The sequence below is a fragment of the Phnomibacter ginsenosidimutans genome (assembly GCF_009740285.1).
Classification (GTDB): domain Bacteria; phylum Bacteroidota; class Bacteroidia; order Chitinophagales; family Chitinophagaceae; genus Phnomibacter; species Phnomibacter ginsenosidimutans.
This window is the reverse complement of the sequence record NZ_CP046566.1, coordinates 2,707,580-2,726,487: the sequence shown is the minus strand read 5'-3', so window position 1 is coordinate 2,726,487 and position 18,908 is coordinate 2,707,580. Positions and strand designations below refer to the sequence as shown.

General features: G+C 48.2%; 17 protein-coding genes. 6 read left to right on the top strand and 11 right to left on the bottom strand.

The genetic code is table 11. The features are described from left to right. Both GLV81_RS11805 and GLV81_RS11800 read left to right on the top strand, forming a co-directional pair. Nucleotides 1-2,046 (top strand): ComEA family DNA-binding protein, encoded by a 2,046-nt coding sequence (locus GLV81_RS11805; RefSeq protein ID WP_157479044.1) that lies wholly within the window; start codon nucleotides 1-3, stop codon nucleotides 2,044-2,046. 55 nt (nucleotides 2,047-2,101) lie between these two features. Then, a complete protein-coding gene (locus tag GLV81_RS11800) occupies nucleotides 2,102-2,410 on the top strand; it encodes a DUF3467 domain-containing protein (RefSeq protein WP_157479043.1) in 309 nt (102 codons plus the stop codon). Nucleotides 2,411-2,452: 42 nt separating this feature from the next. On the opposite strand, the gene radC is transcribed toward GLV81_RS11800, so the two are convergent. Continuing rightward, nucleotides 2,453-3,157, bottom strand: coding sequence for a RadC family protein (gene radC / locus GLV81_RS11795; protein ID WP_157479042.1), 705 nt, complete (start codon nucleotides 3,155-3,157; stop codon nucleotides 2,453-2,455). 95 nt (nucleotides 3,158-3,252) lie between these two features. Between radC and GLV81_RS11790 the strand changes: the two genes are divergently transcribed. After that, nucleotides 3,253-4,200, top strand: coding sequence for a ribose-phosphate diphosphokinase (locus GLV81_RS11790; RefSeq protein ID WP_157479041.1), 948 nt, complete (start codon nucleotides 3,253-3,255; stop codon nucleotides 4,198-4,200). Nucleotides 4,201-4,331: 131 nt separating this feature from the next. Here GLV81_RS11790 and GLV81_RS11785 read toward each other — a convergent pair whose 3' ends face one another. Together GLV81_RS11785 and kdsA are read right to left on the bottom strand one after the other, a co-directional pair. Continuing rightward, the gene (locus tag GLV81_RS11785) at nucleotides 4,332-5,960 is read right to left on the bottom strand and encodes a T9SS type A sorting domain-containing protein (protein ID WP_197428263.1); all 1,629 of its coding nucleotides are present in this window, start codon (nucleotides 5,958-5,960) and stop codon (nucleotides 4,332-4,334) included. Nucleotides 5,961-6,116: 156 nt separating this feature from the next. Then, the gene (gene kdsA, locus GLV81_RS11780; protein WP_157479039.1) at nucleotides 6,117-6,956 is read right to left on the bottom strand and encodes a 3-deoxy-8-phosphooctulonate synthase; all 840 of its coding nucleotides are present in this window, start codon (nucleotides 6,954-6,956) and stop codon (nucleotides 6,117-6,119) included. 153 nt (nucleotides 6,957-7,109) lie between these two features. Here kdsA and GLV81_RS11775 point away from each other — a divergent pair, with 153 nt between their 5' ends. After that, nucleotides 7,110-8,054 carry an NAD-dependent epimerase/dehydratase family protein gene (locus GLV81_RS11775; protein WP_157479038.1) on the top strand — a complete coding sequence of 315 codons (945 nt, stop codon included), beginning with the start codon at nucleotides 7,110-7,112 and terminating at the stop codon, nucleotides 8,052-8,054. Between the two features lie 51 nt (nucleotides 8,055-8,105). Here GLV81_RS11775 and GLV81_RS11770 read toward each other — a convergent pair whose 3' ends face one another. From GLV81_RS11770 to GLV81_RS11745, 6 genes are all read right to left on the bottom strand, one after another. Further along, nucleotides 8,106-8,753 carry a response regulator gene (locus tag GLV81_RS11770; protein ID WP_197428262.1) on the bottom strand — a complete coding sequence of 216 codons (648 nt, stop codon included), beginning with the start codon at nucleotides 8,751-8,753 and terminating at the stop codon, nucleotides 8,106-8,108. Nucleotides 8,754-8,764: 11 nt separating this feature from the next. Next, a complete protein-coding gene (locus GLV81_RS11765) occupies nucleotides 8,765-10,696 on the bottom strand; it encodes a tetratricopeptide repeat-containing sensor histidine kinase (RefSeq protein WP_157479036.1) in 1,932 nt (643 codons plus the stop codon). A 179-nt stretch (nucleotides 10,697-10,875) separates the two neighbouring features. Then, nucleotides 10,876-12,111, bottom strand: a complete 1,236-nt coding sequence (gene serA, locus GLV81_RS11760; protein ID WP_157479035.1) for a phosphoglycerate dehydrogenase — start codon at nucleotides 12,109-12,111, stop codon at nucleotides 10,876-10,878. A gap of 351 nt (nucleotides 12,112-12,462) precedes the next feature. Then, the gene (locus GLV81_RS11755; protein ID WP_157479034.1) at nucleotides 12,463-12,993 is read right to left on the bottom strand and encodes a hypothetical protein; all 531 of its coding nucleotides are present in this window, start codon (nucleotides 12,991-12,993) and stop codon (nucleotides 12,463-12,465) included. A 150-nt stretch (nucleotides 12,994-13,143) separates the two neighbouring features. Continuing rightward, a complete protein-coding gene (locus GLV81_RS11750; RefSeq protein WP_157479033.1) occupies nucleotides 13,144-13,494 on the bottom strand; it encodes a HepT-like ribonuclease domain-containing protein in 351 nt (116 codons plus the stop codon). After that, on the bottom strand, nucleotides 13,484-13,777 hold the full coding sequence (locus GLV81_RS11745) for a nucleotidyltransferase family protein (protein WP_157479032.1): 294 nt from the start codon (nucleotides 13,775-13,777) through the stop codon (nucleotides 13,484-13,486). Before GLV81_RS11745 ends, GLV81_RS11750 begins: the two co-directional genes overlap by 11 nt. Before the next feature lie 221 nt (nucleotides 13,778-13,998). Between GLV81_RS11745 and GLV81_RS11740 the strand changes: the two genes are divergently transcribed. Beyond that, the gene (locus GLV81_RS11740) at nucleotides 13,999-15,252 is read left to right on the top strand and encodes a serine hydrolase domain-containing protein (RefSeq protein WP_197428261.1); all 1,254 of its coding nucleotides are present in this window, start codon (nucleotides 13,999-14,001) and stop codon (nucleotides 15,250-15,252) included. A 14-nt stretch (nucleotides 15,253-15,266) separates the two neighbouring features. After that, nucleotides 15,267-16,781, top strand: coding sequence for an NAD(P)H-hydrate dehydratase (locus tag GLV81_RS11735; RefSeq protein WP_157479030.1), 1,515 nt, complete (start codon nucleotides 15,267-15,269; stop codon nucleotides 16,779-16,781). Here the strand turns inward: GLV81_RS11735 and GLV81_RS11730 are convergent. After that, the gene (locus tag GLV81_RS11730) at nucleotides 16,769-17,206 is read right to left on the bottom strand and encodes a DUF6526 family protein (RefSeq protein ID WP_157479029.1); all 438 of its coding nucleotides are present in this window, start codon (nucleotides 17,204-17,206) and stop codon (nucleotides 16,769-16,771) included. The genes GLV81_RS11735 and GLV81_RS11730 overlap by 13 nt on opposite strands. A gap of 44 nt (nucleotides 17,207-17,250) precedes the next feature. Further along, entirely contained in the window at nucleotides 17,251-18,684 is a 1,434-nt protein-coding gene (dacB, locus tag GLV81_RS11725; RefSeq protein WP_157479028.1) for a D-alanyl-D-alanine carboxypeptidase/D-alanyl-D-alanine endopeptidase, read from the bottom strand. Between the last annotated feature and the right edge of the window lie 224 nt (nucleotides 18,685-18,908).

Genomic DNA, 18,908 nt, shown 5'->3' with positions numbered 1-18,908 from the left:
ATGAAACGTTGCTGGTTGCTCATAGTAGGTTGTATGCTGCTCTTGCATGTGCAGGCACAGGTAGTGCAACAAACTACGGTGGAGCAACAGTTGGAAAACCTGGCCGAAGCGGATGAAACGGAAACCGAAGACGATTCTTACCTGCAACAAATTCAGCAATACAGCCGCAACCCGCTCAACATGAATACGGCGCAGGAAGCCGACTTGCAGGTATTCCGTTTTTTGAGCGAATTGCAGATACAAACCTTTTTGCAATACCGCCGGCTCAATGGGTTGCTGCTGAGTGTATACGAACTGCAATCCGTGCCCGGTTGGGATTTGGAAACCATTGCCCGCATCCGGCCATACATCAGCGTTGGCCCGGCAGAAAACTTATTGCAAAACTTTCGCAAACGCTTCACGGAAGGCAATCATTATATCTTGTTTCGGGTGGGGCAAACCTTGGAAAAGAGTAAAGGGTTTTTACCAAAAGACACAATGCCGCCAACGTATTTGGGTAGCCAGCAGCGGCTGTTGTTTCGCTACAAATACGTGTACAAAAACCAATTGCAATATGGCATATTGGGAGAGAAGGATCCCGGCGAACAATTCTTTAAAGGAGCTCAGAAAAACGGTTTCGATTTTTACAGCATGCACTTGTTTGTACGCAATGTGGGTGTGGTAAAACAACTGGCCTTGGGCGATTTTACAGTTAACCTTGGGCAGGGTTTGTTAGTCTATCAATCCTTGGCTTTTCGCAAGAGTGTGGATGTAATGAACATCAAACGGCAGGCCGAAACCTTTAGGCCGTACAACAGCCCCGGCGAAGTCAATTTTATGCGGGGTGCCGCCATCACCGTGGGTAAAGAAAAACTGCAGCTGAGTGTGTTTGCTTCCCGCCGAAAAGTATCGGCTAATGCAGTGGTTGATTCTGCCAATTTTGAAGATTACATCAGCAGTATTTTAACCAGCGGCTTTCACCGAACAGAAAATGAGTTGAATGACCGCTACAACATTACGCAAACAGCTACGGGCGGAAGATTGCAATACAAAAACAAACAGCTGATGCTGGCTGCCAATGGTATTCACTACCAGTTGAGCAAGCCATTGCAAAAGCAGGATGAACCTTACAACCAGTTTGCTTTCGGTGGCGATAAACTCACCGGCATGAGTGCAGAGTTTGCCTACACCTGGCGTAATGTGCATGCCTTTGGCGAATACGCCATGAACCCTGGTGGCGGCAAGGCGTATGTGGCAGGGTTGCTCACCAGTGTTGATCCTCGCTTAGACCTGTCGTTGCAGGTGCGCAACATTGACCGTAATTATCACAGTTTGTATGCCAATGCATTTACCGAAAGCACCACGCCAATCAATGAACGGGGGATGTTTTTCGGGGCATCGCTGCGGCCGCTGCGTACCATTCGCATAGATGCCTATGCCGATTTGTACAGTTTTCCCTGGCTGAAGTTTCGGGTAGACCGGCCTTCGAAAGGGAAGGACTATGTGGTACAGTTTACCTGGAAGCCCAACAAACAAGTGGAAGTCTACACCCGCTACCGCAGCGAAACCAAAGCCATCAACTACAGCAATACCAATTTGCCCACGGCACTCACCCAAGATGTGGCCCGCCAAAACTGGCGTACACATGCGGTGCTGAAAGTGTCGCCGGCTGTAACGCTGCGGGCCCGTACCGAAATGGTGTGGTACGACCGTAAAGGCGCACAGGCCGAAGAAGGTTTTTTAGTGTTTGCCGACATGCTGTACAAGCCCATGATGCAACCGCTGTCGCTCAATTTCAGGTTGCAATATTTTGAAACCGACGATTACAATAGTCGTTTGTACGCTTTTGAAAATGATGTGCTGTATAGTTTTTCCATTCCGCCCTTTTACGACAAAGGGTACCGGGGTTATTTCAATATCAACTACGATATCAGCAAATCGGTCACGGCTTGGTTTCGACTGGCCCGCACCTGGTACACCGACCGAACCACGGTGGGTAGTGGCAACGATGAAATTTTGGGCAACCACAAAACAGATGTCCGCTTTCAGGTGTTGATCAGTTTGTAATTGTATCACTTCACATCTGCAGCTATGCCTTAGGTTTGCAGCATAATCGAACATCATGAGCAACGAGAATCCCAATCAACTGAACATAGAAATTACTGAAGAAATAGCTGAAGGTCAGTACGCCAATCTGGCCATTATTACCCATAGTCATGCAGAGTTTGTGATCGACTTTGTAAATGTGATGCCCGGTACACCTAAAAGCAAGGTGAAAAGCCGCATCATTATGACGCCGCAACATGCCAAGCGTTTCATGAAAGCACTGGCCGAAAACATCAGCCGCTTTGAAGACGCCAATGGTGACATCCAGGACCTGGAGCAAATTGAAGTGCCCATGAACTTTGGTGGTCCCGCTGCCCAAGCATAAGTTACTATCAGCTTTTGGCCCTCAGCTTTCCGCCTTTAGCCTTCATATCATATCCCCCGAATCGGCAAAGCTGTAATAGCCCTGATCGCTAACGATGATGTGGTCAATCACTTCCATGTCAATCAGTCGGGCGGCCTGCTTTATTTTATCAGTCAACTTACGGTCGGCTTCGCTGGGCCGCAGGTTGCCACTGGGATGGTTGTGCGATAAAATGAGGTGAGAAGCCTGCAATTCCAAAGCCCGTTTGAAGATGATTTTCGGATCGGCAATGGTGCCGGTCACGCCGCCGGTACTCACCACTTCGGTAGCCAGCACCCGGTTGGCCTTGTTGAGGTACACCACAATAAACGATTCTCTCGATTCGTGCTGTAGGCGTTTTCGCAGATACACCGCAATGTCTTTGCTGGAGCGAAGCACCGGCAGCTGGTTCAATGCCTCTTCTTCCAATAAAATGCCCAATTGAAGTGCAGCTTTAATGGCCACGGCTTTGGCAGGCCCAACACCTTTTACTTTCTGTAAATCTTTCAGGCTCATTTTGGCCAGGCTGCTCAGGCTATTGCTGCCGAGTAGCAGCAGTTCTCTCGCCAGGTCGATGGCACTTTTGCTGCGGGTACCATTGTTGATAAGAATGGCCAAGAGTTCTGTGGCACTGAGTGCATCGGCGCCACGGGCCAGCATTTTTTCACGGGGTTTATCATCGGTCGCCCATTGTTTGATGGGTGTGTGTGGTTTGTTGAAATTTTCCATATGGTTATGTGGGGATGCCTATACGATGCACTTATCTTCGCAGCCGTTAGTATTTCTCTTTCATCTTTTCCAAGGATAATAAATTTACCTACGTTATGAGCCTTCAGGCACGAATTTTTTCAGGTACTGGTTCGAAGTACTTAGCTGAAAAAATAGCCAAAAATTTCGGCATTGAATTAGGAGCCGTGAACGCAACACGGTTTAGCGATGGCGAAATTGGCATCGAATTTTTAGAAAGCATCCGTGGCGATTATGTGTTTTTGGTGCAGGGCACTTATGCCCCCGCCGACAACCTGCTGGAGCTGTTGCTGATGATTGATGCGGCCCGCCGTGCATCGGCTTACAAAGTGATTGCGGTGATTCCTTACTACGGCTATGCCCGTCAAGACAGGAAAGACCGTCCACGGGTAGCCATCGGCAGCAAGCTGGTCGCCAATATGATTACCGCTGCAGGTGCCGACCGGGTGATTACTATGGACCTGCATGCACCTCAAATTCAGGGTTACTTTGATATTCCAGTAGACCACCTCGATTCTTCTGCAGTGTTCATTCCGTACATCGAAAAACTGGGTTTGGAGAACCTCACTTTTGCTGCACCCGACGTTGGTAGCACCAACCGTGTACGGGAAGTGGCCAGCTACTTCAACGCCGAAATGGTGATTTGCGATAAGCACCGCAAACGGGCTAACGAAATTGCCAGCATGACGGTGATTGGCGATGTAATGGACAAAGACATTATTTTGATTGATGACATCTGCGACACCGGGGGTACCTTGGCAAAGGCAGCGGCATTACTCAAAGAAAAAGGGGCTAAGTCTGTACGTGCATTTTGTACGCATCCTGTGTTGAGTGGCAATGCGTTCAGCAATATTGCCAACAGCGTAATGGAAGAACTGATTGTGTGTGATACCATTCCATTAAAAGAAGGTGCACCCGATAAAATCAAAGCCATTAGTGTGGCCGATTTGTTTGCAGTAGCCATTCGCAACGCCTTCGAAAACAAGAGCATTCACAGCTTGTTTGTACACAGCCACAGAAAGTAATTGTAATAGTAGAATAATCATGCAAGCGTCGTACCATTTGGTGCGACGCTTGTTGTTTACAGCAAGTTTTGGGTAGGCCCTAAACAAGAAAAACCTCCCCGAAGGGAGGCTTTCTTTTGATCTGAAAAACCCTATTGGACACTAATTTGAGTTGCGGTTTGTTGTGTGCCGTTGTTGTATACCAACCGATACAATCCGGCTACCAGTAACTGGCTATTGAGGCTGGTTTGCATGGCTTCTGCAGGTACAGGGTATTGCAACAGCATTTTACCTTCCAAAGTATAAATGCTGATGGTTGCTTTTGTTTTTGCTACAGGATGCTGTACGGTAATGCCGGCCCCACGTTGCACTGGGTTAGGCCAAACAGCAAAACCTGCTGTATTGTTGGCCGCCTGTAAGCGAACCAATTTGCTATAGCGAACGGTGCCGTCCTTTTCTTCTATGCGGAGCCGGTAGAAATTATTTCCAGCCAATGGCCTTACATCATCGATTTGATAGGCGTTGTACAACTGATTGCCTTTAGCAGCCAAGGCTTGCAAAGCAGTAAACTGTTGTCCGTTTTGGCTTCTTTCAACTACATAACGGCTGATGTTGTTTTCCTGAGCCGTAGTCCAGGCCAAAACATGTGCCCGGCTGGTTTTGCTGGCAGTGAAAGACAATACATCTACCGGCAATGAAATGGCTTCTGGTGCCATGGCAACGCCACGATACGCCTGATTGAGTGCTGCAGTGGCAAGCAAAGTAGGAGTAAGCGAACCAATGGCTGCATTGTATCCGGAATTATCCGTTAAAGTTACCAACTCACCACCGCCAGTACCACCGGAACCACCTTTGCGGGTAGCAAACAATACAATTGAGTTATCTGCCGGATTTTTGTATCCGGTAAGACCTCGGTAGTCATCTGCATCGGCGCCAACTATGCCGTTCGCTGTCCAGGTACCTGCTACCAATGAATACTTCTGAATGCCTGACAAATCATCTGCCACATATAATACATCTGGTCCGGGTTCACTGGCATTCAAATCGAAGAATACAAATTGATATGGACTGCCACTTGCTGAAGGATAGCCCGGCAGGTTAACCAAAGTTTGTCCTGCTGTTTCCGGCAAGCCAGTACCCATTTGACCCAAGCGGTAAGTAGAAGTGGCACTGCTCACAAACAAGCGGTTATCTGCAACTCCCACCACACGGGCATTGGTGATGGTTGTACTAATTTGTGTTGAAGTGGTGCTGCCCAAGGTAAAATAGCGAATTCCATTGGTGCCACCAGCACTCCAAAACTTGGTGCCATCTGATGTTACAGCACTTCTAGGGCTGCCTGCAGATGCAAAATCGGTAAGTGCTGTGGTGAGGTCGATATTCTTTGATGCGTCGATACGGGCTATACTTCTGGCTACGCTGGCTGATGTTGTAGAGGATAGCGAACCCACACCGCCCAATGGCCTGTTATAGCCGGCCAACACCAGGTAGTGGCCATCTAGCGAACGGGTAATCATGCCCTCTGTAGTAGAGGTGCCACCCAAAATCAAAATTTGCTGGCTTCCGTTAGCAGTGGTAGGAATGGTGGTTTGACTAACAATCGTACCAGTTGGCGTGTATTCATCCAAAAAAACGGGAGAGCCTGTGTTAGACAATGCATCAAGGCCCGTACCAACCCGAACCAGAATCACATTGCCTGATCCATAGTTTTGTGCAAACAGTGTGTCAACGCTACAAGCGAATACAAAAAACAAGGTGATGAATGAGATGCGGACACGCATTAGTAAGGGCGTATGTTTTAGGAAGTGTAAAAATGACAAAAACACTTTTATGCTACCCTTAAACATATACACATCTGTACCGAAATTGTGGTATAACCTCACCGTTTATCAGCACTTTGTGCAATAATTTCTTTCCAATGGCGTAGCTCCTACAAATTAAGACATGCTTTCCAGTTTTGCAATAGTCATTCTGAGCTCCACCAATTGATACAGCAAAGGCTCCAGCAAATCAAGCCGAAGCATATTGGCACCATCACTTTTGGCCATGGCAGGGTTGGGGTGGGTTTCTATAAATAAACCATTGGCTCCTGTGGCAATGGCTGCTTTGGCTACTGTACCAATCAGTTGAGGATTGCCTCCGGTAACGCCGCTGGTTTGGTTGGGCTGCTGCAGGCTGTGCGTACAATCCATTATTACTGGAGTGCCGTGTTCTTTCATCCAGGGAATATTGCGGTAGTCTACCACCAAATCCTGGTAACCAAAAGTGGTACCTCTTTCGGTGAGCATGATTTTGTCATTTCCCGCCTGACGGATTTTTTCCACGGCAAACTTCATAGAAGGACCGCTGAGGAATTGCCCTTTCTTCACGTTTACAATTTTGCCGGTATCGGCGGCGGCCAACAGCAAATCTGTTTGGCGGCACAAGAATGCGGGTATTTGTAAAATGTCGATGTACTTGGCTGCTTCTGCACATTCATCGTGAGCATGCACATCGCTGGTGGTAGGCAGTTGGTATTTGTCGCCCACTTTTTTAATGAGGCCCAAGCCCACTTCATCGCCCAAACCAGTAAAACTGCTGGCACTGGTACGGTTGGCTTTGCGGTAGCTGGCTTTAAATACGTAGGGTATCTCTAGTTTTTTGCAAATGCCACTCACGGTTTCTGCCACTTCCATTACCAGATCTTCACTTTCCACCACGCAGGGGCCGGCTATCAAAAAGAAATTATTTGACTTGTAGGATTGCTGTGCAAACAGCTGCTGCAAAAAATTTTCCATGCGACAAAGATAAGCGGCCACTCCATGTAAGCTACCGGGTATGCTACTTGCAGAAAAACGCATTTACATTCCATTCACTTTTGTTTGTAAAAGCCATGCGCCGAAGGCAGTACTTTTGCCCGCAATTATTTATTCACCAATAGCTTGCCTGCTATGTCGAAAGAGAAAATTTTAGTGATAGGGGCCTCTGGCCAAATTGGGGTTGAACTCACGTTGGCCCTGCGCAATATTTACGGTAACGCCAACGTCATTGCCAGCGATTTGCGGGAGCAAAACCCACTGCTGGAAGGTACCGGCCCTTATGTGGCGTTGGATGTAATGAACAAAGAAATGCTGCATGTGCAGGTGATTCGCCAAGGTATTACACAGATTTATTTGCTGGCAGCCATCCTGAGTGCCACAGGTGAAAAAAATCCCGGACTGGCCTGGCATTTAAACATGCAGGGCCTGCTCAATGTGCTCGACATTGCACGGGAAGAAAAATTGCACAAAGTGTACTGGCCTTCTTCCATCGCGGTGTTTGGCCCTACATCGCCCCGGCAAAACTGCCCGCAGCAAACCATTATAGAACCAACCACAGTGTATGGCATCAGCAAGTATGCCGGCGAGTTTTGGTGCGATTATTATTTCCAACGCTACGGTGTAGATGTGCGTAGCATCCGCTATCCCGGCCTCATCAGCTACAAGAGTGCACCGGGTGGCGGCACTACCGATTATGCCGTAGAAATTTTTCATGAAGCTCTAGAGCACAAGCATTACGATTGCTTTTTAAAAGAGGACACCTACCTGCCCATGATGTACATGCCCGATGCCATCAGAGGTACTATTGAACTCATGGAAGCTCCGGCAGAAAAAATCAACGTGCGGCATTCGTACAACCTGAGCGGCATGAGTTTTTCACCCAAAGAAATCGGTGCTGAAGTTGCCAAACACATTGATGGTTTTACCATGTCGTACAAGCCCGACTATCGGCAAACCATTGCGGACAGCTGGCCACAAAGTATTGATGATTCAGTAGCCACCAGAGATTGGGGCTGGAAGCCTGAATACGATTTGGCAGCCATGACGGCGGATATGTTTGCCAACTTGAAAAAGTAACGACTACAGATTGACGAAAGCATAAGTATAGGCACTGCAGCAATGTGGTGCCTATATTAATTTATGCTCGTAAGCATACTTCACCAAGCCAATCACACTGTTGGTTTGGGTTTTGCGGAAGATGTTTTTGCGGTGCGTTTCTACTGTGCGTTCAGAAATAAAGAGGGCTTCGGCAATTTCTTTGTTGCCCATTTCTTTTTCTATCAAGCGTACAATTTCTATTTCCCGTTGAGTTAGTTGTGCCTCTTCTGTTTCCTTTTTTATGTGGCTTTGTTTCTCCAGTTCTTTCAGCACTTCCTCGCTGAAATAAATGCCGCCGGCTGCAATTTTCAGAATGGCTTTTTGCAATTCTTCTTTGCCAATATTCTTGAGCACATAGCCATTGATGTCGGCATCGTTGATCATTTCATCTACAATGTCGCCCTGGCCACTCATGCTTAGCGCCAGTATTTTCATGTGCGGAAAACGGGCCCGCACCTGCTTGCTCAATTGCTGGCCGGTCATGCCGGGCATCATTACATCGGTCAGTAAAATATCGGGTTGCAATTGGGCCATGGCTGCCACGGCTTCGGTAGGCGTGGTGGTGTAGCCTACAATATTGAAGTCATCCACACCGGTGAGCAACGAACGCAAACCGTCGATGACAATCTGGTGATCGTCTACAATGAATATGTTGATTGGCTTCCCCATTTTTCGCATGGCAATGTATTTTATTTTTCGACACCAGCCTGAGGTACAAAAATGGTAACAGCGGTTCCATGTCCGGGGCGGCTGTCCCATTCTACTTCACCTTTTAAATACGCCACCCGGCTACGAATGTTTTTGAGGCCAATGCCTTCGCTCTGGTGGCTGGCATCAAAGCCGCGGCCATTATCTTCAATGGTAATGCTCAGCCCGTCATTGTCATTGATGAGGGAGAGATCGAGCTGGTTGGCACCACTGTGTTTGATGACGTTGTTGATGCACTCTTGCACCACCCGGTACACCATCGATTCGGTGTTGGCATCCAGCCGTTCGTTCAGGCCTTCGGCATGTAGGGCCACTTTCAATATGCGGTTGTCAATTTTGTCGACAAATTCTCTCACGGCGGCTGCCAGTCCTTTTTTCAGCAAGGCGTTCGGCATCATGTTGTGGCTTACGCTGCGTACTTCTTTACAGCTTTCATCTACAAGACTAATGATACGGTCGAAGCGGGCACGGGCATCCGCATCCTGCTGCGGCAAATCATTTTCAAAAGCACTCAGGTTCATGCGGGCTGCACTCATCATTTGGCCCACACCATCGTGCAGTTCGGTAGCGATGCGTTTGCGTTCATTTTCTTCTGCTTCCATCACCGCTTTGGTTGCCAGCTCCTGTTGACGCATTACTTCGGCCTGCAGTTGTTGCTGTTGCTTCAGCTTAAATCTGCGGTAGTAACTATAGGCCAGCAATGAGCCCAACACCAATACTGCAGCAGCAATAGCTATCATCCAGTTTTTGCGGCTGAGTTCATATTGTTGCTCTGTAATCTGTTGCTCTTTGCGCAGGGTTTGATATTGGGTTTCCATTTCGCTGAACCGGGCATTCATGTCGGTTACTTTCAGCGAGTCCATTAGCTGAATGCGGGTTCTTTCCGAAGCCAAAGCTTGTTTCCATTTGCCTTGTCCTTCATAGGCCATGGCCAATGCTTCATGCAAACGCATTTTTTCTGTGAGTGAACTTTCCAACGTGTCCGCTGCTTGCAAAGCCTCTGTGAGCAAGGCTTCTGCTTGGGTATGCTGGCCCAGTCCGTGCAGTATGCGGCCACACACATTGGCCGAAATGGCCTGCGAACGAATATCGCCCAACTGCTTGCGGATGTCGTATGCTTCTTCGGCGTAGGGTTTGGCTGTTGCGTATTCTTTTTTGTAGAGATAACAAATACCGAGGTTGTTGAGGGCACTCGCCAGATACTCCCAGCTATTGGTAGCACGGGTGTACTCTTCTGCTTTTATGAGGTAAGGAATAGCGGTGTCGAACTGCGACAGCAATACATAAGCGTTACCCACATTTACATAGCTGGCACCCATGCCCGGCACATCGTTTATTTTCTCCCGAATGGCCAATGCCCTGCGGTGATAATCCAATGCACTTTCAATATTGCCTACATGATTGTTGGCACTGCCCACATTGTTTAGCGCAGTGGCTATGCCATAATCGTCTTTCAGTTTTTCATACAATGCCAATGCTTTCAAGCCTGCATCCAACGCCGAATCGTAATGGGCTTCTTTGTTGTAGACAATACCCATTTTCAAATGCAAACCTGCCAGGCCTTTGTCGTCTTTCAGTTGGGTACGAATGGCCATGCTCTGCCGAAACAATTGCTTGGCCAGCGTCATGTTTTGCAAGTCGAGTTGAATAATGCCGAGGTCGTTGTAGGCCTGTGCTTCGCCCTTGGGAAACTTGATTTGTTTGGCCAATGCCACGGCTTTTTCGCCATATGCAATGGCGGCTTGTTTATCGCTGGCACGGTACAGCCAGGTGAGCTCGTTGTAACTCATGCACAAAGTAGAATCTTGTTGCTTGGGCAGTACTTTCAGTATGCTGTCGATGGCTGCTTGCTGGGCACGGCCGCTTTGGTACAACAGGGCCGACAGCAACAGGAGGAAAGCTGTTTTTCTCATACGGTTCTTTCAGGTGGTGGGTAGAAGTGGGTCAATGTTACAGAAATTTATCATGTTGAATGACGGCCGGATGCTTCGTGCAAGGTTTGTGGAAAGATGCATCGACCACGGGCTTTGCATACGATATAAAAAAAGCAGTGCTGTAAAACACTGCTTTTATATCGCTGCTAACATTTGCCTTAATACAACATGCGGGCACGGATGGTGTGCTTCACTTCTTTCAGCAATGAAAAAGCTTGCTTGCTCAGCTTCTTGTCTACATCGAGCACCACATAACCAATGTGCTCATTGGTGCTGAGGTACTGACCCAAAATATTGATGTGGGCCTTGCTCAATGCTGTGTTGATTTCGCTGAGTACACCCGGCACATTTTTGTGGATGTGCAAAATGCGGTGGGCACCTTCGAGCATGGGCAGGCTGAGGGCGGGCACGGTATGGCTGCCATAGGTGATGCCTTTTTCCAAATAGCCGAGGAGTTTTGCACTCACATCTACACCAATGTTTTCTTGTGCTTCGAGGGTGCTGCCGCCAATGTGTGGGGTGAGCAACACATTGCTGAGGCCCTGCAGCGGCGAAGCAAATTGTTCGCCGTTCTTTTCGGGCTCTACCGGAAATACATCAATAGCGGCACCCGACAGGTCGCCGGCTTTCAGCGCCGCAGCCAGTGCATCCAGATCCACCACTTCGCCACGGGCATAGTTGATGAGGATGCTGCCTTTTTTCATTTGCTTAATTACCTGCTTGCTGATGAGGTTTTTGGTGCTGTTGGTTTCCGGCACATGCAGGCTTACGATATCTGCCTTGCTCACCACTTCTTTCAGGCTTTTGCAAGCCACGGCATTGCCCAGCGGCAGTTTGGTGAGCACATCATAAAAAATCACTTTCAGGCCCATGGCTTCGGCCAGCACACTTACCTGGCTGCCAATATTGCCATAGCCCACCAGGCCAATGGTTTTGCCCCGCAGTTCAAAACTACCGGTGGCATCTTTTTGCCAAATGCCGGCATGGGCTGCATTGTTTTTATCGGGGATGCGGCGAATGAGCATGATGGCGGCACCAATCACCAATTCGGCCACACTGCGGGTGTTGCTGTAGGGGGCATTAAAAACCGACACGCCCTGCTGCGTAGCTGCAGTCAAATCAATTTGATTGACGCCAATGCAAAACGCACCAATGGCTTGCAGCTTGGGTGCATTTTCGAGCACTTTGCGGGTCACCCTTGTTTTGCTGCGAATGCCCAGCAAATGCACATCTTTCAGTTCTTTGATGAGGGCTTCTTCGTCGAGGGCACCGGCCACTTTTTTGATGCTGGCGTAGCCATGCTGATGGATATTGGCGATGGCCGTTTCACTGATATTTTCTAAGAGGAGAATCTTGATTTTCTCTTTGGGATAGCTGGTTGTTTTGTCGCTCATGATGCTCAAAAATAACGAACCCTGCCGATTGGCCCAACCTGCACCTTCCAAGTGGTGGTGGAGTGGGGGAAAACTTGGTGGAGGATGTATGATGTTGCCTGCAATGGCTTTTGAAAAGGACGTAGGGTTTGGATGAACAATGATTGATTGCTGGTGGGGCCATCTTCGCTGTTCAGGATGTGCAAGCCCTCACTTATTTCAGTTTGTATATGCGGATTGCAAAACCGCCGTTATGGATTCGGGATTGCAAATTTCTATTATCTGCAACGAGACTCTACAAAACGCTTGGCTTTCACCTTCGCCTATTTGACAAAATAACTTTGTTACCGGCTGCTTTTATTTCTGTCGTCATTACTCGAATTCTATCCATTTCTTTTCAATGAAAATAGTTGTCGAGTTGTTTGCCTTGTCAATTGCTGTCGCTTTAATAAAGTTTCCAGTTGTCGAGTTATACTTCAAAGTCAATTCATTCATTCCATTTGTGTCGTAATAAGCACCAAGCCTGCAACCGAATGGATTATTTTCAACATCATTTGTGAATACAGATAAAAGTAAAAGCCGTTCTGATTTGACGTCGGGACTGGCGTAACCAAATATCCTATGGTCTTTCTTGATGTTTGCAATCAAATATATTGTGCTGTCCCCGTCTTTTAGAAAAACAAAAGCTTTCGTAATACTATCTTTAGAATCAACAATACTATTATTGTTTTCTTTCTCAATACTGTCAAGCTTGGTTATTGTCTCAGTCGATTGGGCTGTTTGGGTCTTACTTCCGGTAGAAATAGTTTGTCCACTTTTTTCTAGCTTGTCAGTCTTCTGATTTGTTTGTCCACAAGCAAAAATTAGTAACGTGAAAGTTGAAATGCAAATGGAATTCCTCATATTTCTGTTGTATTGTATTAGTTGCTACCAACTCAATAACCGAAAGTTTTCACCTCATTTCCACTTGCGGTTATTTTCATAACTCCTTGTCCGTTCGTTTCAAATCCTCCTTTGCGGCTTCGGGGTTTCAATCCCGAAGAGCTGGGAAAATTATGTATCGAGAGTGGCGAGAACGTTTTGCAGGCCCAGTTTCAAAGGAGGTAAATCTTTGCTGATGATTTGCCAAATCAGGTTGTTGTCAACACCAAAATATTCATGTACCAAAATATTTCTCAGCCCTATTATTTGCCGCCATGGAATGTCAGGAAAAACATCTATTGTTTCAGCTGTAACGTAATTGGCAGCTTCGCCGATAATTTCCATTTGTTTGATGCATGCAAAACGCATCATGGAGTTTTCAATAAACGCAGGGAAATTTGTTTGAAAAGTGTAATGCTCAATTTCGGCAATAGCGTCAAGCATGTGTTGTATCCTTTGCTTATCGCCCTGTTTACCTTTCATAAATCAGTTCTTTATCTGCATTGATGAAAGGGAGAATGTGTTTTGAAATGCCGTTGCTAGAAACCAAATCAACTTTTTTATGCAGCTTTTCTTCCAGTTCCAGCTGCATGTTTACAAAGCCAAGGCCAATATGCTCAGCGTAGTCCAGCTCTACTAAAATATCTACATCACTTTCGGGCAGCGCTTCGCCCCTCGAGGAGGAACCAAACACAAATGCTTTCAGCACCGGCTTGTCCTGAAAGTATTTTTTGATGGTTTGTATTTCTGCTGCTGAAAGATTCATGGATTAAAGATAAGATTTTAAAAACAAGAGACTTGGCAGCTATGGCAAATGAAAGCATGTAGTTAGCTGTTATTGCTTTATAGATATCAAAGCTGTGAGGGCTTCAAATGGCAGCTGTATTGAGTTGCTTTCACCCACCCACCAACAGCTGTGTAAAAAAAGCAAGCCAAAATTGCCCCGGCCAATTGGTCGTTTCCGCCTCAACCAACATTTTTGCAGGCATGAAGCGTGTAAGAATAATGGGGGTGATGCTGCTGTGCATGTTGCTGGCTACCTTTTGGAGCTGCAACAACAACAGCATGGGCAATCCGCTGCCACGGGTATCGGAGCGAAAGCTGGACACGAATGAAATCAATCAATACCAGGCCGCACTGGCTCATTTTTTCGATTCTATTTTGCTGCGCAACGAACGTTTTTCGGGTGGCATTTTGGTGGCCAAAAACGGACAGATTCTATACGAGCATTATACCGGCTACGCCGATCAGGATAAAACAGACAGCATTGATATGGATACCCGTTTTCATGTGGCATCCACCTCTAAAACCTTTACCAGCATTGCCCTTATGCAGCAGGTGCAGGCTGGCCGGGTAAAGCTCGATGACTCCTTGCAGGTATATTTTCCGCTGTTTCCGTACAAGGGCATAACGGTACGCAACCTGCTCAACCACAGCAGTGGTTTGCCCAACTATGCCAATCTTTTTCCGCAGTACAAATGGGACCCCAAGCGGGTAGCCAGCAATACCGATGTGTTGTATTTGTTTTATGCCAACCGCCCCGGGCTGGAGTTTACACCCGGCAGCCGCTTCAGGTATTGCAACACCAACTTTGCGCTGCTGGCGCTGATTGTTGAAAAAGCCAGCGGGCAGTTCTTTCCCAAATATGTGCAGGATTCCATTTTTGCCAAGGCGGGCATGCAGCACAGCTATGTGCTCAGCTATCAAAACCCCGGCGATTACCTCACCAGTTGGGATGCCGCAGGCAGGCCTTACCCGTTCAACTTTTTGGATGCCATTTATGGCGATAAAAACGTGTACACCAACTGCCGCGATTTGTTGAAATATGACAGCGCCATCCGCCATGAAGTGCTGCTATCTAAGGCATGGCTCGATAGTGCGTGGACACCCAGCTACACCGATAAAAAATACAACGACCCTATTGAGCAGTATGGCTTGGGTTGGCGCCTCAAAATTTTCAACGACAGCCTGAAGATTCCGTACCACAATGGTTGGTGGCATGGCAACAATGCCGTGTTTCAACGGGTGATAGCCGATACGGCGGTGATTATTGTAACGGGCAACCGCTTTACCAACCGCATTTATTCTTCTTCGAGGGCCGCCAATGTTTTCCGGCCGTACTTCTATACCAGTACCGATGAAGAAGAAGTGGAGCAGGGCCAGTCGGGTACCAAAAAACAGGTGGTGCCTGCCCGTAAAACTGCCGTAACTTCAAAGCGCCGCAGCGGTAAAAAACGCTGATACGGCACCCCGGCATGATACCCATTTACAGTGCCAACGAAATCAAACAATGGGATGCCTTTAGCATCCAGCACGAACCCATAGCCTCCATCGATTTGATGGAAAGGGCTTCGCAAACTTTTACCCAACGATTTGTCGCGCAGTTTTCGCCGGAGCAGCCCGTGTATGTGCTGGCTGGCAAGGGCAACAATGGTGGTGATGGATTAGCCATTGCCCGCATGCTGCGCCAGCATGGTTTTGATGTGCAGGTCATTATGCCATCGGTACATCCGCTGTCGCATGATTGTGAATTGAACTACCAACGCTGGCTGGCCTTGGGTGGTACCGTACTACAGATTGATGAAACCAACTTTCAGTTTCCCAATATTCCTGCCGATGCCATTTTGATAGATGCCTTGTTTGGCACGGGGCTCAGCCGGTTGCTCACAGGCTGGATGGCCGCTATTGTAGCACATATCAACAGCCTGCCCAATACGGTGGTGGCGGTGGATGTGCCTTCGGGTTTGTGGTGCGATGGACTCACCGAAGGCGATGCGGTGATACAGGCCGATTACTGCTTTACGTTTCAATGTATCAAGCTTGCCTTTATGCTGCCTGAAAATGCCGGCTATGTGGGCGAATGGGAAGTGCTGGACATTGGGCTGCATCCGGGTTTTGTGCAGCAGCAGCCACCCAAAGCCGGTTTTGTTACGCATCCGTTGGCAGTGCTGCAACCCATACAATATGATCGGTTTGCCCACAAGGGTACCCGTGGCCATGCATTGCTGGGTGCGGGCAGTACGGCTATGATGGGCGCTGCAGTAATGGCTACACATGCAGCATTGCGCAGCGGTGCCGGCCTGGTAACCGTTGCTACCGAAGCCAGTGCCTGGCCGTTGATTCAACAAACAAATCCTGAAGCCATTTGTGCAGCGAAAGGCGCTTTGGCCAATGAAAGTTTTCAGTTGCAACGGCGCATCAAGGCCATTGGCGTAGGATCAGGTTGGGTAGCCGATGAAGAACACATTCAACTGCTGGCATGGCTGCTCGAAAACAGCTCTGTGCCTTTGCTGATAGATGCTACTGCTTTGTCGTTGCTGGTAGATATGTTGCCCATTTTGGAGCTGGCGGCTTTGCGCATACCCATTGTGCTCACTCCGCATGTGGGTGAGTTCGACCGGTTGTTTGGCCACAGCAACAACCATGCGTTGCGCTTAGAAAAAGCCATACACATGGCGAAGCATTATCGCTTGTGCATTGTGCTGAAAGGGGCGTACACCCGCATTGTATTGCCCAACGGGCATGTGTATTTCAACAGCACGGGCAACCATGGCATGGCCAAAGCAGGCAGCGGCGATGTATTGGCCGGACTCATGACGGGCTTACTGGCACAGGGTTATGCTGTGCAAGATGCGGCGATACTGGCGGTATGGCTGCATGGCAGTGCTGGTGATGCGGCTGCAAAAGCAATGGGCACAGAAGCCATGACGGCGATGGATATTGCAAAACATTTGCCGCAGGCATGGCAGCATTTGAATTACACCCGATGATGATCGGCCCGCCAGTTTACAATCATTTTCTTGATGTCGTTGCTGCGGAGCTTTTCGGCTACGGCTTTTTGCACCAGTGCCGGAAACTCGGCATCGCTGGCAAAACGCAACGCAATGATTTGGCCCAGCCGAAGCTGTGCAGGCAAAGGCTTACCGGTTAGGATATAATGACGGAAATTTTCTTCGGCACGAATGGCCCTGTCTTGGGCCTTGAGGGCAAACACACGGGCAAACCAAAACAAACCCGCCAACGCCAGCGACACAAAAAAAGAAAAGATGGCTTCTACATTTCGCTCCTGTGGGTTGAGTAGTTTTTCTACCAGCACTACAGAAGAAATAACAATGCAGCAAAGAATGATGAGCGACAACACATAATGGTAGCCGGGTACCATTTGGCGGTGGTTTTTATAATCTTGATTTTCCATAGAGCAGCATAGCCGTTTATTCGATTGGCAATTTAGGGAAAGCATTATTTGTATTGTGTAATCACGTCGAGCAATTGCCACATTTGTTGCACAACGGTGTTCGCATTGCCGCTGTAGTTGTTTACCAGCAGGGCAAAACAATATTCCTTACCATTTTTATCACTGATGTAGCCGGTATATCCTTTGGCACCACCAATGGTGCCGCTTTTCATTTTGATGTTGTGAATGAGCGGGAAGCCTTCGTAATAGGCCGCAAACCAGGGTTGCTTTTTAGCATATTGCAACACGGCTACCAGTGAGTTGGCAGTTACCCGGTTTTGCGGCGAGAGGCCGCTGCCATCTTTTACCCGCAGGGCATTGCGGTCGATGCCTTTGCCTGCCCAAAAGTTGCGGATCCATTCGGCACCGGAATCGGTATCGCCGGGTTTGCCGGCATTCACGGCCAAGGTTTTCAGCAATGCTTCGCCATACAAGTTGATGCTTTTTTGCAAAAACCAATACGCAATGCTATCGAGCCCCAACGATTGAAAGCTGGTGAGTGATTGCGTTGCGGCGGGTATTTTCCATTGCTTGGCAGCATACAATCTTGCAGGCCGCACATCGCCGTCTATTTGTATACCATTGCGCTGCAGGTAATCCGCCAAAGCTTGCAGCAGTGCCGTTTCGCCATCGCTGATGGCCCCGCTGATAGTGAAGGTTTGGTTGGTTTTGCCCAGGGTGCCGCTGATGTAGGCTTTGGGGCTGTAGGGTGAAGCGTAAATAATGCTGTTGTCTCCGGTGCCGGGCTGGCCGAGGGTTACATAGCTATCTATTTCGTCGTAGCCGCTGGCGGGAGTGGTGCGTTTCAGCGGCAGGCGGTCACCCACATTGCCGGAGGCGCTAAAGCTGGCATCAAACTGGTTTTCGTGATAGTTGAGGGCCCAGCTGCCAGCACCATAGTAGTTGCCGATGTCATCATAAATCCAACCACCGGGAATGGGTTGTGTGCTGAATTGCATGTTGCTGCCAATGATATGGCCGCTGATGCGTTGAATGCCTTTTTGCTGAAGGGCTTGTAGGGTTTGGAAAAAGAATGCGGTATCGGGTACCGATTTGTAGCGCCAGCTGGCGAGGGTAGGGTCGCCGCTGCCTTGCACCAGCAAATCGCCTTTCCAGATATTGCCATTGGCAGTACCGCTCAGGCTTACGTTGGTACTGTACCTAAAGTTGCTGCCCAGCTGGTCGAAAGCTGCTGCAGCAGTGACAATTTTTTGGCAGCTGGCAGGTGCCAGGCCCGTGTTGCCCATGTTCGAATAAATGGTTTGGCCGCTGGCATCCTGCACGGTAAAGCCAATGAGAGCATATTGCATGTTGTCGCTGTTGGCCATTTTGGCGTAGCCTTTTTGCAATTGTGTTGGCAGGTCTGTTTGTGCAGTCAACAGGGTAGGTGCGGTTACGGATAGCAAGAGGGCAAATAAAAGGTTGGGCTTATAGTTCATGGCGATGGTTACTGAGGTTGTAAATGTACTGATACAGAAGGCTGTATGAATGCTGACCAATAAATACCAGCAAGCTCTTGCTTGAAATGTCTATTTCTTGTCAGTAACGGCATTATTTATATGATGAAAATGTGCAGTATGATGAATGAACAACTACTTTCGCATCAACCGCACACATCCTAAACCAGCTATTTATTCAGATTCATGTTGTATAGTGCTGTAGG